General features: G+C 72.6%; 14 protein-coding genes. 8 read left to right on the top strand and 6 right to left on the bottom strand.

Translation table 11 applies throughout. From position 1 onward, the window contains the following. Positions 1–373: 373 nt before the first annotated feature. The gene (locus ACZ7LY_RS24715; RefSeq protein WP_471626874.1) at positions 374–2,662 is read left to right on the top strand and encodes an FdhF/YdeP family oxidoreductase; all 2,289 of its coding nucleotides are present in this window, start codon (positions 374–376) and stop codon (positions 2,660–2,662) included. A 16-nt stretch (positions 2,663–2,678) separates the two neighbouring features. Here ACZ7LY_RS24715 and ACZ7LY_RS24710 read toward each other — a convergent pair whose 3' ends face one another. Continuing rightward, positions 2,679–4,493 (bottom strand): AMP-dependent synthetase/ligase, encoded by a 1,815-nt coding sequence (locus tag ACZ7LY_RS24710; protein ID WP_471626873.1) that lies wholly within the window; start codon positions 4,491–4,493, stop codon positions 2,679–2,681. 234 nt (positions 4,494–4,727) lie between these two features. On the opposite strand from ACZ7LY_RS24710, the gene ACZ7LY_RS24705 reads away from it, so the two are divergent. Beyond that, positions 4,728–6,449 carry a PP2C family protein-serine/threonine phosphatase gene (locus ACZ7LY_RS24705; protein ID WP_471626872.1) on the top strand — a complete coding sequence of 574 codons (1,722 nt, stop codon included), beginning with the start codon at positions 4,728–4,730 and terminating at the stop codon, positions 6,447–6,449. Positions 6,450–6,461: 12 nt separating this feature from the next. Here the strand turns inward: ACZ7LY_RS24705 and ACZ7LY_RS24700 are convergent, their stop codons facing one another. From ACZ7LY_RS24700 to ACZ7LY_RS24690, 3 genes are all read right to left on the bottom strand, one after another. Continuing rightward, positions 6,462–7,517: a PucR family transcriptional regulator gene (locus tag ACZ7LY_RS24700; protein ID WP_471626871.1), complete on the bottom strand. Its 1,056-nt coding sequence runs from the start codon at positions 7,515–7,517 to the stop codon at positions 6,462–6,464. Positions 7,518–7,628: 111 nt separating this feature from the next. Beyond that, entirely contained in the window at positions 7,629–9,527 is a 1,899-nt protein-coding gene (locus ACZ7LY_RS24695; protein WP_471626870.1) for an ABC transporter ATP-binding protein, read from the bottom strand. A gap of 86 nt (positions 9,528–9,613) precedes the next feature. Then, entirely contained in the window at positions 9,614–10,468 is an 855-nt protein-coding gene (locus tag ACZ7LY_RS24690) for a GNAT family N-acetyltransferase (protein WP_471626869.1), read from the bottom strand. Positions 10,469–10,640: 172 nt separating this feature from the next. Here ACZ7LY_RS24690 and ACZ7LY_RS24685 point away from each other — a divergent pair, with 172 nt between their 5' ends. Continuing rightward, positions 10,641–10,817, top strand: coding sequence for a hypothetical protein (locus tag ACZ7LY_RS24685; protein WP_471626868.1), 177 nt, complete (start codon positions 10,641–10,643; stop codon positions 10,815–10,817). A gap of 223 nt (positions 10,818–11,040) precedes the next feature. Here ACZ7LY_RS24685 and ACZ7LY_RS24680 read toward each other — a convergent pair whose 3' ends face one another. After that, positions 11,041–11,118, bottom strand: coding sequence for a 50S ribosomal protein bL37 (locus tag ACZ7LY_RS24680; RefSeq protein ID WP_467560784.1), 78 nt, complete (start codon positions 11,116–11,118; stop codon positions 11,041–11,043). Between the two features lie 73 nt (positions 11,119–11,191). On the opposite strand from ACZ7LY_RS24680, the gene ACZ7LY_RS24675 reads away from it, so the two are divergent. Together ACZ7LY_RS24675 and ACZ7LY_RS24670 are read left to right on the top strand one after the other, a co-directional pair. Continuing rightward, entirely contained in the window at positions 11,192–11,368 is a 177-nt protein-coding gene (locus tag ACZ7LY_RS24675; protein WP_471626867.1) for a hypothetical protein, read from the top strand. A gap of 340 nt (positions 11,369–11,708) precedes the next feature. Further along, positions 11,709–12,683, top strand: coding sequence for an alpha/beta hydrolase (locus ACZ7LY_RS24670; protein ID WP_471626866.1), 975 nt, complete (start codon positions 11,709–11,711; stop codon positions 12,681–12,683). A gap of 19 nt (positions 12,684–12,702) precedes the next feature. On the opposite strand, the gene ACZ7LY_RS24665 is transcribed toward ACZ7LY_RS24670, so the two are convergent. Next, positions 12,703–13,623, bottom strand: coding sequence for an NAD-dependent epimerase/dehydratase family protein (locus ACZ7LY_RS24665; RefSeq protein WP_471626865.1), 921 nt, complete (start codon positions 13,621–13,623; stop codon positions 12,703–12,705). 169 nt (positions 13,624–13,792) lie between these two features. On the opposite strand from ACZ7LY_RS24665, the gene ACZ7LY_RS24660 reads away from it, so the two are divergent. From ACZ7LY_RS24660 to ACZ7LY_RS24650, 3 genes are all read left to right on the top strand, one after another. Next, positions 13,793–14,368 (top strand): TetR/AcrR family transcriptional regulator, encoded by a 576-nt coding sequence (locus ACZ7LY_RS24660; RefSeq protein WP_471626864.1) that lies wholly within the window; start codon positions 13,793–13,795, stop codon positions 14,366–14,368. Positions 14,369–14,467: 99 nt separating this feature from the next. Then, positions 14,468–15,394, top strand: coding sequence for an acetoacetate decarboxylase family protein (locus ACZ7LY_RS24655; RefSeq protein WP_471626863.1), 927 nt, complete (start codon positions 14,468–14,470; stop codon positions 15,392–15,394). A 145-nt stretch (positions 15,395–15,539) separates the two neighbouring features. Further along, complete coding sequence (locus ACZ7LY_RS24650) at positions 15,540–16,244, top strand: type 1 glutamine amidotransferase domain-containing protein (RefSeq protein ID WP_471626862.1); 705 nt, start codon at positions 15,540–15,542, stop codon at positions 16,242–16,244. The last annotated feature ends 5 nt before the right edge of the window (positions 16,245–16,249 follow it).

The raw sequence follows: 16,249 nt of genomic DNA, 5'->3' as shown, positions 1-16,249 counted from the left end.
GATTGAGGAGCGGGGCCTGGGGCAGCGCCCCAGAGTGCCGGGTACGCCGTGGCCGAGCGCGCAGTTCCCCGCGCCCCTGGCGGGGCTTGTCTGAGCGCCCGCTCCCGGCCTCCCGCCCCGGGGCCCTGGGGACTGGCCTCAGCGCCCACATCCAGCCCCTCCGGCGATTGAGGAGCGGGGCCTGGGGCAGCGCCCCAGAGTGCCGGGTGCGTTGGGGCTGGGCGCGCAGTTCCCCGCGCCCCTTACGGGGCTGGCCTCGGCGCATACTCCAGGTGCTGGCGGGGCCGATCTCGCGCCGGATGATGATTCCGCTGTCGCGGGCGACGCACCCGCGTTGTTGGGTGGGGGCGATGGTCCCGGAAAGGAAACGGCCTTGGACGCGCAGCCCGACCGCCCCGACGAGGGCACGCCGGAGTTCCACCCGTACCGCCATCCCGCCGCCGGCTGGGGCGCCGCGAAGAGCGTGACGCGGTTCCTGCTGCGGGAGCGGGAGCTTGTGGAGGGCCCCCGCGCCATCATGCGGATGAACCATGAGAACGGCGGGTTCGACTGCCCGGGCTGCGCCTGGCCGGACGATCTCAAGGGCCTGCACCTGGACATCTGCGAGAACGGCATCAAGCACGTCACCTGGGAGATGACCCGCAAGCGGGTGGGCAGGGAGTTCTTCGCGGCGCACTCGGTGAGCGAACTGTCGACGTGGAGCGACGCCGCGCTGGAGGCGCAGGGCCGGCTGACGGAGCCGATGGTCTACGACGCGGACAGCGACCATTACGTACCGGGCAGCTGGAAGGACGCCTTCGATCTGGTGGGCCGGACCCTGCGCGGCCTCGACAGCCCGAACGAGGCGTCCTTCTACACGTCGGGCCGGCTCGGCAACGAGGCGACGTTCCTGTACCAACTGTGGGCGCGTGAGCTGGGCACGAACAACCTGCCCGACTGTTCCAACATGTGCCACGAGGCCAGCGGACGCGCGCTCCAGGCGGCGCTGGGCACCGGCAAGGGCACTTGCGACCTGGCGGACTGGCAGAGCACGGACGCGCTGTTCATCATGGGCGTCAACGCCGCCTCCAACGCCCCGCGCATGCTGACCGCGCTCGCGGAGGCGTACCGGCGCGGAGCGCAGATCGTGCACGTCAACCCGCTCATCGAGGCGGCGGCCACCCGCACGATCATCCCGCACGACTTCAAGGACATGGCGCTCAACAAGGCGACGCGCACCGGCACGCTCGACCTCCAGGTCCGCATCGGCGGCGACATGGCGTTCCTGCGCGGGATGGCGAAGGCCGTGCTGGAGCAGTCGGGCGCCGATCCGAAGGCCGTCGACCGGGAGTTCATCGAGCGGCACACGCACGGCTTCGAGGAGTACCGGGTGGTGTGCGAGGCGACGCCGTGGGAGGAGATCGAGCGGCAGTCGGGGCTGAGCCGCGCGCAGATCCTGGAGGCGGCCCGCGTGTACCGGCAGGCGGACCGCAGCATCATCAGCTGGTGCCTGGGCGTCACCCAGCACGAGCACGGCGTCGACACGGTCCGCGAGATCGTCAACGTGCTGCTGCTGCGCGGCAATCTGGGCCGCGAGGGCGCGGGCCCCTCCCCCGTGCGCGGCCACAGCAACGTGCAGGGCAACCGCACCTGCGGCATCGACCACCGCCCCGCGCCCGCGTTCCTGGACCGGCTGGCGAAGGCGTGCGGGATCGATCCGCCGCGCGAGCACGGCCTCGACACGGTCGGCACGATCGAGGCGATGCGGCGCGGGGACGTGAAGGTGTTCGTCGGCATGGGCGGCAATTTCGCGCTGGCGGCGCCCGACACCCCGTACACCTTCGAGGCACTGCGCGCGTGCGAGCTGACCGTGCAGGTCAGCACGAAGCTGAACCGCAGTCATCTGGTGCACGGGCGCTCCGCGTTGATCCTGCCGTGCCTCGGGCGTACGGAGAAGGACCACCAGCGCGGCGGGGTGCAGGCCACCTCGGTCGAGGACTCGATGAGCATGGTGCATCTGTCGGTCGGGATGAAGCGGCCCGCGTCAGAGCATCTGCTGTCGGAGCCGGCGATCATCGCGGGCATGGCGCGGGCCTCGCTGCCGGGCAGTTCGACGCCCTGGGAGTGGTACGTCGAGGACTACGACCGGATCCGGGACTCGATGGCCCAGGTCATCGACGGGTTCGAGGACTGCAACCGGCGGGTGCGGCTCCCCCTCGGGTTCCGTATCAAGCAGCCGGCCCGCGAGCTGGTCTTCCTCACGGAGTCGGGCCGGGCGGAGTTCTCGGCGGCGCCGCTGCCGGACGTGGTGCCGGAGGCGGGCACGCTGGCGCTGGGCACGATGCGTTCGCACGACCAGTGGAACACGACGATCTACTCGGACGACGACCGCTACCGGGGCGTCAAGAACCTGCGCACGCTGGTCTTCATGAACCGCGACGACATGCGGGAGCGGGGCATCGCCCCCTTCGACCCGGTCGACATCACGAGCACCGCGCGCGACGGCAGCCGGCGGCATCTGAAGGGGTACACGGCGCTCGCGTACGACATCCCGCGGGGCTGCGCGGCCGGGTACATGCCGGAGATGAACGTGCTGTGCGCGATCGGCGACTACAGCACGCAGAGCGACCAGCCGCTGATGAAGCACGTGAACGTGACGGTGACCCCGGCCGGCCGCGCCTGACCCGGCCCCGGCGCGCTCAGTCCTCGTACAACTGGGCCAGTACGTCGGCGTACTTGTCGCGCACGACGCGGCGGCGGAGTTTCAGCGAGGGCGTCAACTCGCCGGTGGCCGGGGACCATTCGGTGCCGAGGACGTGGTGGCGTTTGATCTGTTCGGTGCGGTTGAGGCGGGCGTTGGCGGCCGCGACCGCGCGGTCGATCTCGGCCAGGACACCGGGGTGGGCGGCGAGTTCGACGAGGTCGGTGCCCTCGATGCCCTGGGCGGCGGCCCATCCGGGGGTGGTCTCGGGGTCGAGGACGAGCAGCGCGACGAGGTAGGAGCGGTGGTCGCCGTGGACGGCCGCCTGGCCGATGAGCGGGTGCTCCTTCAGGGCGTTCTCGACGAGGGCCGGGGAGACGTTCTTGCCGGTCGAGGTGATGATCATCTCCTTCTTGCGGTCGGTGATCCAGACGTAGCCGTCGGCGTCGACGCGTCCGAGGTCGCCGGTGGCGAGCCAGCCGTCCTTGTCGACCGCCGGGCTCACCGAGCCGTCCGGCTGAAGGTAGCCGGAGAACAGGGACGCGCCGCGCACCTCCAGTTCGCCGTCGGCGGCCGCCCGTACCTCGACGCAGTCGATCGGGCGGCCCACGGAGCCGAGCCGGAAGCCGGTGCGCGGGCTGTTGGTGGTCACCACGCCGGTCGTCTCGGTCAGCCCCCACGCGTCCATGATCACGATGCCGAACCCGGCCCAGAACCGTACGACGTCCTGCGGCATCGGCGCGGACGCGCTCGCCGCCCAGGTGACCCGGTCCAGGCCGCCGGCGGCGAGCAGCGGGACGAGGACGTCCGCGCGGCAGCGGGCGTACGCGGCTTCCAGCGCGGCGGGCGGCTGTTCGCCGCGTTCGCGGTGGGCGACGTGCGCGCGGGCGGTGTCGGCGGCGTCCTCGACGGCCGCGCGCTGCTCGGCGGGCAGCCGGGCGAGACCGGCGCGCACGGCGGCGGCCAGTTTCTCCCAGACGCGCGGCACGCCGAAGAACTGGCGGGGCCTGATGTCGCGTACGGCGGCGGCGACGAGGCTCGGGTCGGCGCACAGGTGGACGTATGCGGCGCGCAGACAGGGCAGGTAGAGGCCGAGCATGCGCTCCGCGATGTGCGCGAACGGCAGGTAGCAGATGTGCTCGACGTGCGCGGGCAGTTCGACGACGGCGTCGAGGGCACCGGCGTCGGTGAGGACCTGGGCGTGGGTGAGGACGACGCCCTTGGGCTCGCCGGTGGTGCCGGAGGTGTAGACGACGGTGAGCGGATCATCGGGCCGGGCCCGGTCGAGCGTGTCGGCGAACCCGTCGGACGGCTCGGCGGCGAGCAGCGCGGCGTACGGGTGGAGGCCGGGCGCGGGCGGCTCGTCGCCCGCGCCCGCCTCGACGACGACCAGGCGGGACAGCGGGGTGTCCGGGTCGGTGAGCAGCGGCGCCCACCTGCGGACCTGCTCCGCGTCCTCGACGACGGCGAGCGCGGCGCGGCAGTTGCGGGCGATGTGCTCGATCTGGGCGGGCGCGGAGGTGCCGTAGACGCTGACGGGGACGGCGCCGAGGCGGACCAAGGCGAAGTCGCTGAGCCAGTGCTCGGGCCGGTTCGCCATCATCAGCAGGACGTGGTCGCCGGGGGCGACGCCGAGCGCCGCGTATCCGGCGGCGAGGCGCGCGGTGTGCGCGGCGACCTCGGCCCAGGTCAGGGCCGTCCAGTCGGACGAGGTCCCGTCGGTACGCCAGGACAGGGCGGGCAGGCCGGCGTGGTGGGCGGCGTTGCGGGCCAGGAGCGCGGGGAGCGTCGTGAGGGGCGGGACGGTGGGCATCGCGGCCTCCAGGGCGGGCGTCGCGCGGGCCCGTGAGCGCCGCCGACGCGGCGCGGGCCGCGCACGCCAGGACGCTAGGGCCGCCCGGGGGCGCGGTCAACAGGGCGCACGCGCCGCGGCACGGGCCGGGGCCGCCGATGGCGTAATCCCACTGGCCGAGTGGGCGGGGTGAAGAGAGGCTGGAGGGAAGTCCTGTCCGCAACGCACACCGCACTCAGGGGGTTCGAGCCGCGTATGGACGACCCGACGCCGGTCACCGACGCGCGCGCCAATCTGGAGTTGCAGGCCATCCGGCAACTCCTCCAGTCGCAGCGGAGGCGCATCTCGGCGTACGCGATCCAGCACGGCCCCTTCCGCGCGACGGCGCCGGACCACGAGCTGCCGGGGATACCTCCGATGCCGTCGGCCCGCGAGGTCCTGGACGCGCTGCCCCTGCCCGCCGTGCTGGTGGCGCCGGTGCTGGACGCGCAGGGGCGGCTGATCGACGCGTTGTTCGTCACGCAGAACGCGGTGGCGCTCGCGTTCGCCGCCGAGCGCCTGCCCACGGGCGTCACCCCGCTGCGCGACGGCCCCGTCTCCCTGTACGCTTCCTACCCTGCGCTGCGGGACACGGCGGTGCACCGGCTCATGGAGCAGGCGCTGCGCGAGTCGGCGCCCCAGGGGCCGGAACTCGTCGAGTGGGTGGCGAACGGGCCGGTGGCGGCGGTGCCCGTGAACGACGTGGTACGGGTGTCGCCCTGCGGGGAGCACCTGTTGATCGCCTGGGAGCGGGCGCATCTGCTGCGCATCTCGGAGGCGGCGCAGCGACTCGTGCGCACGTGCTGGGTCGAGTGGAGCCTCGGCGACAGCCGCGTGGAGTACTCGCCGGGCTTTCGGCAGGTGTTACGGCTCCCGGAGGGCGCGGCCCCGCCGACGCTCGCCGAACTCGCCGCCGATGTCCGCCCCGAGAGCCTGCCCGCGCTCTACCAGACGCTGTACGACGTGATCCTGCGCACCCGGACCGCCCGCTGCGAGCTGCGTCTGAAACGGCTCGGCGACCGGCTGATCCGGATGACGGCGGAGCCGGCCCGTATCGAGCCCGGGGGCCTCGTCTGGGCGCTGCGCGCGGTGCTGACGGATGTGACGGCCGACCGGCGGCGGCTGGAGAGCACGGAGCGGGCGCAGCAGGAGGCGCGCAGGCAGCGGGCGCGGGCGGAGACGGTGGCGGAGTTCGCGGGGGCGCTGCGGGAGGCCATGCTGCCGCACTTCCAGGACGAGCTGGCGGCGTACGGACTGGAGACGGCCGCCGTGTACCGGCCAGGGGCGCGGGAGGCGGGCATCGGCGGCGACTGGTACAAGGCGCGGCGGCTGCCGGGCGGCCGGCTGTTGGTGGCGCTCGGTGACGCGCGCGGGCACGGCCTGCCGGCGGTGACGCTGATGGGCAAGCTGCGCTTCGCGCTCGCCGGGCTGGCCTACACGGACGAGCGGGCCGAGCGGCTGACGCAGTGGCTGAACGAGCTGGCCTGCGCGGACGGCCTGGAGTCGACGGCGACGGCGATCATCGCCCGGTTCCATCCCGAGCGCCGGCTGCTGCGCTGGACGTGCGCGGGCCATCCCCGTCCGGTGCTGGTCAGGGACGGGCGGGCCGAGCAGTTGCCCGGGCCTGAGGGCGGGCCCGGGCTGCCGCTCGGGGTGCGCGAGGGGGCGCGGTACACGGCGGCGGAGACGGTACTGCGGGTCGGCGACACCGTCCTGATGTACACGGACGGGCTGACCGAGCGCCGGGACAGCGACCCGGATCTGGACACGCGCCGGTTCCTCGACGCGGTCGAGGAGTGCTGGCGGGCGGCGCCGCCCGGGCCGGGGCACGACGCGCTCCAGGAGTACGCGGAGCGGGTCGTGACGCGGCTCGACGGCGCGCACCGCACGGACGACGCGACACTCCTGGCCATCCGGCGCACCGCTCCCGCGACGTGAGGCGCGCGGGGCTCACAGGGGGCGGGCGGGCCAGTCGAGGAGGCGGGCGCCGATCACGGCGGTCTGGAGGGTGTACCGGTGCACGGGGTCGGCGGGGTCGGCGCCGGTGAGCTGGTGGATGCGGGCCAGCCGGTAGGTGAGGGCCCGCACGCTGAGCGACAGGGCGCGGGCCGCGGCGGCGGCGACGCAGCCGGAGTCGAAGTAGGCGGTGAGGGTGTCGAGGAGCGGGCGGGCGCCGCCGCGGGCGCCTTCGAGGGGGCCGAGGGTGTGCCGGACGAGGTCGGCCATGGCCTGCCGGTCGCGCCCGAGCACGGGGTAGACGAGCAGGTCGGCGGCGCGCAGCACGGGCGCGTCGAGTCCGAGCCGGGCGGCGAGGTCGAGGGCGCCGAGGGCTTCCTCGTAGGAGTGGACGACGCCGCCGGGTCCCGGCTGGGGGCGGCCGACGGCGACCTGGCCGCCGTCGGTCGCGGCGTGGGCCTGCTTGGCGAAGAAGGCGAGGACCTCGTCCTGGTCGCCGGGGGCTACGCAGATCAGCCGGCCGCCCTTGGTGGTGAGCAGGATGCTGCGGTCGCCGAACCGGGTGACCAGCGCGTTCTCCACCTCGCGGGGGACAGGGTCGCCTTCCTCGTACGCGGCTTTCGCCTGGGCGACGGCGACGGCGTGCGCGGAGGACAGGCGCAGGCCGAAGCGTTCGGCGCGCTGGGCGAGGCGGCCGAGGTCGCTGCGCCCGTAGAGCAGGTCGTCGACGAACTCGCGGCGGGCGGCCTCCTCGCGGCGCACGGCGAGCCGCTGGGCGCGTTCGTAGCCCTCCGCGACGGCGTCGACGGCCTGTTCGACGACGGCGAGGACGCTGTCGGTGTCGGCGGTGCGGGGCCAGTGGGCGCGGGTGGCAGCGAGGTAGGCGGCGACGAGGGCGCGCAGGCCGAGGCCCGCTTCGGCGGCGCGCAGGCCGAGCGCGCGGCGGCCCTCCAGTTCCTCGCGGGTGAGGCGGCGGCCGGTGGCGCAGGCGGCGGTGAGGAGGTCGGCGTACCCCTCCAGGTAGCCATCGGGCAATGCCTGGCCCGTCACGGTCCGTCCGCCTCCCCACGCCTGTCGTTCGTGTCGCTTGTGCTGGTGCCCTTTGTAGCGCAGGGGGCGGGCGGGCCGCCGGGCGGGGCGGCCTCACCGCCCGCCTCGCCGTCAGGCGGCGGTGGGTTCGGGGGCCTGTTCCCCGGGGGCGAACTGGGTGCGGTAGAGGGTGGCGTAGCGGCCGTCGGCGGCGAGGAGTTCGGTGTGGGTGCCCTGTTCGAGGACGCGGCCGTCCTCGATGACGAGGATGCGGTCGGCGCCGCGCACGGTGGACAGGCGGTGGGCGATGACGAGAGCGGTGCGGTCCTCGAGGGCTTCGGCGAGGGCTTCCTGGACGGCGGCCTCCGAGGTGTTGTCGAGGTGGGCGGTGGCCTCGTCGAGGATGACGACGCGCTGGCGGGCCAGGAGCAGCCGGGCGATGGTCATGCGCTGGCGTTCGCCGCCGGAGAGCCGGTAGCCGCGTTCGCCGACGACGGTGTCGAGGCCGTCGGGCAGCGACGCGACGAGCGTGTCGAGGCGGGCCCGGCGCAGCGCGTCCCACAGGTCGTCCTCGGTGGCGTCCGGCCGGGCGAGCAGCAGGTTGGCGCGGACGCTGTCGTGGAAGAGGTGGCCGTCCTGGGTGACCATGCCGAGGGTGGCGCGCAGGGAGGCGGCGGACAGGTCGCGTACGTCGACGCCGCCGACGCGGACGGCGCCCGCGTCGGTGTCGTACAGGCGGGGCAGGAGCTGGGCGATGGTGGACTTGCCGGCGCCGGAGGAGCCGACGAGGGCGATGGTCTGGCCGGGTTCGGCGCGGAAGCTGACGCCGTGCAGGACCTCGTCGCCGCCGCGCGTGTCGAGGGCGGCGACCTCTTCGAGGGAGGCGAGGGAGACCTTGTCGGCGGCCGGGTAGCCGAAGCGTACGTCGTCGAACTCGACGGCGACGGGCCCCTCGGGGACCGCGCGGGCGTCGGGCTTCTCGTCGATGAGCGGCTTGAGGTCGAGCACTTCGAAGACGCGCTCGAAGCTGACGAGGGCGCTCATGACCTCGACGCGGGCGCCGGCCAGCGAGGTGAGCGGGGCGTAGAGGCGGGTCAGGAGCAGGGCGAGGGAGACCACGGCGCCGGCTTCGAGGGTGCCGTCGAGCGCGAGGTAGCCGCCGAGGCCGTAGACGAGGGCGAGCGCGAGCGCGGAGACGAGGGTGAGCGCGGTGATGAACGCGGACTGCGCCATGGCGGTCCGTACGCCGATGTCCCGTACGCGGCGGGCCCGTTCGGCGAACTGGGCGGACTCGTCCTCGGGGCGGCCGAACAGCTTGACGAGGGTGGCGCCGGGCGCGGAGAACCGCTCGGTCATGCGGGTGCCCATGGCGGCGTTGTGGGCGGCGGCCTCGCGCTGGAGGCGGGCCATGCGGGAGCCGGTGCGGCGGGCGGGCAGCACGAACACGGGCAGGAGCAGCAGGGCGAGCAGGGTGATCTGCCAGGACAGGGTGAGCATGACGGCGAGCGTCAGGACGAGGGTGACGATGTTGCCGACGACGCCGGACAGGGTGTTGCTGAAGGCGCGCTGGGCGCCGATGACGTCGTTGTTGAGGCGGCTGACGAGGGCGCCGGTGCGGGTGCGGGTGAAGAAGGCGACGGGCATGCGCTGGACGTGGTCGAAGACGGCGGTGCGCAGGTCGAGGATGAGCCCTTCGCCGAGGTTGGCGGAGAGCCAGCGGGCGAGGAGCCCGAGGCCGGCCTCGGCGAGCGCGATCAGCGCGATGAGGAGGGCGAGGCGCACGACGACGGCCTGGTCCTCGCCGCCGACGATGGCGTCGACGACCCGGCCCGCGAGCAGCGGCGTGGCGACGGCGAGCAGCGCGGTCAGGACGCTGAGCACCAGGAACTGGATGATGCGGCGCTTGTGCGGGCGGGCGAAGGCGGCGATGCGGCGCAGGGTGGCGCGGGAGAAGGGGCGGCCGTCGGGCCCGCCGTTCTGGGCGTTCATGACGCTGTGCAACTGCGTCCAGGCTGTGGTCTCCATGCTCATGCCGTCGAACCTAGAACCTCAACCAATCTTGAGGTCAAGGTTTTGGCGGAACGTCACCCCTGGCGGCCCGGCCGGGGTGGCACGGGTCAGCCGAGTTCGAGGGTGGTGACGCCGTAGACGCGCTCCGCGGCGAAGGGGCGTACGGGACCCGTGTACATGCGGGCGGTCTCGAACCCGGGGCTGAGCCCGCGCCGCTCGGCGAGCGCCACGGCCTGCGGGTTCGTCTCGGGTACGTCGATGCCGACCGGGTCGCCCTCCGGCGTGAGGGCGTCGAAGAGGGCGAGCGCGTCGGCGGCGGTGTCGGCGAACAGGGGGCCGATGCGAGCGGTGTCCCGGCCGGGCCTGCGCACGCCGTAGCCGGTGATCCTGCCGCCGGTGACCCGGGCGAGCGCGGTGTGGCCCTCGGTGGTCAGCCAGGACTCCAGGAAGCGGGGGCGGTCGGCGGGGAAGCAGGCGCGGTCGTAGGCGAGGACGTCCGCGAAGCGGTGGGCGGCGGGGACGATACGGGCGGCGGGGTCCGCGGCGCGGTCGGGCGCGGTCGGGGTGCCGGTGTAGCGGATCGTGCGGTGGGCGTGGGCGAACCCGGACCTGCGGTAGTCGGCCTGCCGGGCGACGACACCGTCGAGGCCGATCGTGCGCCCGCCGGCGTGGGCGAGACCGGCGTCCCAGGTGGCGCGGCCGTATCCGCGTCCGCGCAGGTCGGGGCGGACGAGGTAGCAGCCCAGGAAGGCGTACGCGGGCCCGTACCGGACGACCGACACGGCGGACACGGGCTCGCCGTCGAGGCGGCCCAGGAAGAATCCGCCGGGGTCCTGCGCGAAGAAGCTCGGCCCGTCCCGCAGGCCGGGGTTCCAGCCTTCGGCGGCGGCCCACTCATGGATCACGGGCCAGTCCTCCAGCCCGGCGCGCGCCACGACGAACCCCTCGGTCGAGCTGGCCATACGTGCCTCCTGTCGGCGCCCCCCGTCCCCTGGAGGGCGGCCTGCCGAGCCGCCCTCCAGGGGACGGCGTTCACCCGGTCGAGGGTTCCACAACATGGCGAACATCACACATGGCGATGACCACGTGACGGACCGGAGCGAACAGGCGCGCCGATCCCCTACCCTCTTTCACATGTCCTCCACTCCCGCCCCGCGCTCCATACGGTCCGCCGACGTGGTCAACGAGCAGATTCGTGACCTCTGGGCGCGTACCGGCGGGCAGTTGACCGCCGAGGACCGCGCCCAGTACGAGGCGCTCGTCACGGAGTGGGCGGCAGCGGTAGGTGAAGGAGCAGTGCAGAGGGTGTAACCCCCCAGCACCGAAATCCACCCCGGGGCAGCCCCGCGAGGGGCGCAAGGACCTACCCCCCTGGGGCAGCCCCGTAAGGGGCGCGGGGAACTGCGCGACCAGCCACGACGCCCCCGCACACGGCCAACCGCGCCCGGGGGCAGCCCCGTAAGGGGCGCGGGGAACTACGCACCCAGCCTCAACCCAGCGCACACAAACCCCCGCCCCCGAGTGGAACGCCCCGTCAGGACTGAGGCCGACGCCCATGATTAGCGGCGTGCTTACGACGAGCCTTCTTCTTACGACGTCGCTTGGACGACATGACGCCTCCCGGGCATAGTGGGACATCTACGACTACGGCCCACTCTTCCACAGGGCCCCTCCGGGAGCCACCGATGAGCGACCCCGCCCCCGCGACCCCCGCGACCACCCCGCTGGCGTTCCTGCCCGACTCGGGCGCCGCCCCCCACTGGCTACGGTTCGCGTTCGGCGCCGTATTCCTCGGCCTGCTGATCACGCGCCTGATCCTCAGCTGGCGGTCCCACCGCAGATCACGCCGGAACCGCCACTGACCCCGCCCCTCCCCCCTCGGAGAAAAGCACCCCCTGGACCGGGACCTCCCGCACCCCGTGGCGCGAAGTGCCCGTGCGGCCAGGCGACATGCTCCGGAAGCAGCGCGTCCACCCGGTCGAGCGGAGCGACGTAGCGCAGATCGATGATGAACATGCCGCAACCCCAAGCACCGCGCCCGCGCCCCGGTACGGCCACGGAGGCGTCACCGGCCGCGACGGCGAGAGAAGCCGACCCCGCATGCGAACAAGGCCGATGAGCCGGACGCTGGAAGGGAAGAGCTTCCCCCGAAGACGCAGCGTCGACGGGTCAAGCGACCGGCTTTCGAGGAGAGGACCAGCCATGACCGACCTTCCGGCCCCCACCACGCCGTATCTGGAGCCCGAGGCGAGGGAACTCGCCGAGGCCACCGATCCCCATCCGCGGATCTACGAGGTTCCGCCCGAGGAGGGGCGCAAGATCCTCAGCGACCTGCAGAAGGGCGACGGTGTCGAACGCCCGGACGTGGACGAGGAATGGGTCGATGTCGACGCCGGCGAATGGGGCACGGTCCGCACCCGCATCATCAGGCCCAAGGGCGCCACGGGCCCGCTGCCCGTGGTGTTCTACATCCATGGCGCCGGCTGGGTCTTCGGCGACGACAGGACCCACGACCGTCTCTTCCGCGAGCTCACCGTCGGAGCGGGCGCCGCCGGTGTCTTCCCGGTGTACGACTGGGCGCCCGAGAAGGGTTATCCCACGCAGGTCGAGCAGAACTACGCCGTCGGCCAGTGGCTGCGGGAGAACGGCGCCGACCACGGCCTGGACACCTCGCGCGTCGCGGTCGCCGGCGAGTCGGTCGGCGGATGCATGTCCACGGTCTTCGCGCAGATGAACAAGGACCGCGGCGGGCTCGCGCTCAAGGCGCAGATCCTGCTCTACCCCGTGACCGGGCCGGACTTCGACACGCAGTCCTACCACCAGTTCGCCGAGCACTACTACCTCACCCGTGACGGGATGAAGTGGTTCTGGGACGCGTACACGACCGACGAGTCCCAGCGGGAGGAGAAGTACGCCTCGCCCCTGCGGGCGACCCTCGACGACCTCCGGGGGCTGCCGCCCGCCCTCGTCATCACGGCGGAGGCCGACGTCCTGCGGGACGGCGGCGAGATGTACGCCAACAAGCTGCGTGAGGCCGGCGTCGAGGTGACGGCCGTCCGCGTCAGCGGGACCGTCCACGACTTCATGCTGCTGGACAGCCTGCGGGACACCCCGGCCACCAACCTCGCACGGAAGCTGTCCGTGGACGCGCTGCGCGAGGCTCTCCACCAGGACTGAGAGCCGGTCTGTCCGCGGGTCAGCCGGCGAGGATCCGCTCGACGCCCTCCCGATAACCGGTGACCGGGAAGTCGGGGAAGCGGGCCGCGAACTTCGAGCTGTCGAAGAGGTTGTCGGCGCGGTAACGGGCGATCAGCTCGTACATCTCGTCGAGCGGCTTGACGAAGCGGCGCCCGAGGCGGAAGGCGAGCATCGGCAGCACCGTGTAGCCGATCTTGCGGCCGGTGACCTCGCCCGCGATCTGGATGAGCTGGGCATAGGACTTGCGGTCCGGGTCGACGGGCAGGTGCCACGTCTGGCCGTAGGCGTCCGGTGTGTTGCCGAGCAGCGCGAGCGCGCGGCTCGCGTCGGGGGTCCAGATCAGGGAGCGCTTGGCGTGGGCGTCGACGGGGACGAACGGCCGCTTGCCCGCCTTGATCCGGTCGAACACCAGTGAGTTCGTGTAGCTCGTGGTCCTGCCGGGACCGTAGAACTCGGGTGCGCGGCCGATCAGGGCTTCGACCCGACCGGCCCGCATGGCGTCGAGCAGCATGGTGGCGATCTCCGCGCGGACGCGTCCCTTGCGTCCGGCCGGTGCGAAGGCGGTCGACTCGGTCTGCGGCGTCGGCGTTCCGGGATACATGTAGGTGTTGTCGAAGAAGACGAGTTTCGTGCCGTGTTCGGCGCAGGCGTCGATGACGTTGCGCATCATGACGGGGAACTGACGCTCCCACAGCTCCGAGTCCAGAGGCAGACCGACGGTGAGGTAGGCGATGTCGCTGCCCGCGACCGCGCGGCTGGTGGCGTCGGCGTCGGTGAGGTCCGCGGGCACGAGTTCGTCGGTGTCGTGCACCTTCGACGGCTTGCGGCTGACGAGGCGGATGTCCTTGGTGTGGGTGCGGTGGAGCTCGTTCACAAGCTCGTCGGCGATGGGTCCGCCGGCACCGAGAACGGTCTGCATGGCTCTGATCTCCTTGTGGGGGGGGTGGTGCGGGTGGTGACGACCATTCAACGGCGAGCGGCGCCGCGCCACCACGCGGGAGCGGCCCGCGCCCTTGCGTGACCCGAAGGACCTTCGGACGTACGCTATGTTTACAGTGCTCACACAGCATAGGAGGACGAAGTAAGCGATGTCGACATCAGGGAAGAGCGGCTATCACCACGGCGACCTGCGGGCGGCGCTGCTGTCGACCGCGATGGAGATGCTGGAGAAGGGTGAGCCCTTCTCGCTGCGCGCCGTCGCGCGCGAGGCAGGCGTGTCGCCGACCGCGCCGTACCGCCACTTCAAGGACCGTGACGCCCTGGAGTCCGCGCTGGCCGTCGAGGGCTTCCGGGACCTGCTGGCCGACCTGGGCGGCGGGCACGGCCTGCCCGCGTCACCCTCGGACCTGGCCGAGTTCGCCGTCGCCTACGTCGCCTTCGCGCTGCGGCGCCCGGCCCTGTTCAGCGTGATGTTCGGCAAGCCGTGTGACAACGCGGACGACGAGCGGGTCAAGGCCGCCGACGCCCTGCACGAACTGCTGGCCGGCGCGCTCGATCGCGTCTTCCCCGGGGCCGACACCTCGGCCCTGGCGTCGGCGGGCTGGGGGCTCGCGCACGGGCTGGCCTGCCTGCATCTCGACGGAAAGTTGCAGGCCGCGTCGGACGAGGAGGTCGCCGACCGGGTGCGGGGCGCCTTCCTCGCCATCATGTCGACCGGCTCCTGACGCACGCCACCCCGCCTCACACCCTCCGATCGTGTTGACGGTGCTCACATCCCATGCCATCCTCGGTGTTAGCACCGCTCACATCAGAGGAGAGAACCCATGCCATCGACCGGCAAGCCGACCGACCGGACCGTGAAGGTCGATCTCGGAGGGCGTCTCGTCACCGTCCCGGCAGGCGGCCTCTACGACCGGTTCCGCATGGACACCGACCTCGACGAGGTCGAGCGCGACCCCCGGGTCAGCGGCGTCGACTTCTTCCGCCGGATGCCGAAGACCCGCGTGGACTCCCGCATCGGCCCCACGCTGACCCCGAACTTCTACTACCGGATCTCCACGGCCCGGCTCACGATGATCGCGCCGACCAAGGCGATCCGGGCCCGCCTGCCCCGGGAGCTCGACCCACTGGAAATCGCCCCGGGGCGCGGGATCGTCTCCGTGATGGCGTTCCGGTACGACGTGTGCGACATCGACTTCTACACCGAGGCCGCGGTCGGCATCGCGGTGAAGCCCGCGCGGCACGGCGGGCTCGGTCTGCTCGACCTGGTCACCGGGCTCAAGAACGACTGGCTGCACTCCTACGTCCTCTCGCTCCCGGTCAGCACCGAGATCGCACAGGTGCGCGGCCACGACGGCTACGGGTTCCCCAAGTGGGTCACCGAGCTCGACGTCGACATCGACACCCGGCGCGCCTCCGCCAGGATCGCCAACGACCGGGGCGGCCTCGACCTCGCCCTGTCGGCGCCCACCCCGAAACAGACGTCCCGGCCCAGCGGCGCACACGTCTCGACCCTGACCTCCTACACCACGATCGACGGCGCCTGGCACTCCACGACCAGCCAGATCAACACGCTCGCCTCGGGAACCACGCGCTTCCCCTGCGGGCTCGACCTCCAGCTCGGTCAAGGCCGGATGAGCGACGACCTGCGCTCGCTGAAGCCGGTCCGCGCCCTCCAGCTCGACGTCACCACCGAGGGCCAGCTCGCGCTGCACATGCCCGTACCCACCTCCGTCCAGGACCGGAGCTGACACCCCCATGGCGGCCACCCCGGACACCGGCCGCCTCCGGACCGCCCTCCCCGCGTCGCCGCGCGCCCCGGGCGCCCGCTGACCGAACCGTCGCCACGACGGCCTGTCATCTCGCCGTCCCCGCCCCCATGGAAGAAAATCAGCCATGACCAAGCGCGTCCTCCACGTCGTCACCAACGTCGGCCACTACGACGACCCCTCCCACGCCACCGGCCTGTGGCTCTCCGAGCTCACGCACGCCTGGCACGTCTTCGAGGAACACGGCTACGAGCAGACGCTCGTCAGCCCGGCCGGCGGCGCGGTGCCCCTCGAACCGCGCGCGCTGAAGTTCCCCAACTACGACAAGACCGCCAAGGCGTGGCGCGCCGACCCCGCCAAGATGGCCCTGCTCGAGAACACGGCGAGCCCGGACCGGATCGACCCGTCGGAGTACGACGCGATCTACTTCACCGGTGGTCACGCGGTGATGTACGACTTCCCCGACAGCGAGGGCCTGCAGCGCATCACCCGCGAGATCCACGAGCGGGGCGGCATCGTCTCCTCGGTCTGCCACGGCTACTGCGGCCTGCTCAACACCCGGCTCTCCGACGGCTCCTACCTCATCGCCGGACGCAGGATGACGGGCTTCGCCTGGACCGAGGAGGTCCTCGCCCGCGTCGACAAGCTGGTTCCCTACAACGCCGAGGAGCAGGCGAAGCAGCGCGGCGCGCTCTACGAGAAGGCGGCGCTGCCGTTCGTCTCCTACGTCGTGACCGACGGCAACCTCGTCACCGGCCAGAACCCGGGCTCGGCCAAGGCCACGGCGAAGAAGGTCGTCGAGGCCGTCGCGGGCAACACACCGAAGGAGTGAGGCGG

This window comes from Streptomyces sp. NPDC107550 (assembly GCF_055639095.1).
The sequence above is the reverse complement of the archived record's forward strand: the minus strand, read 5'-3'. Positions and strand labels throughout refer to the sequence as shown.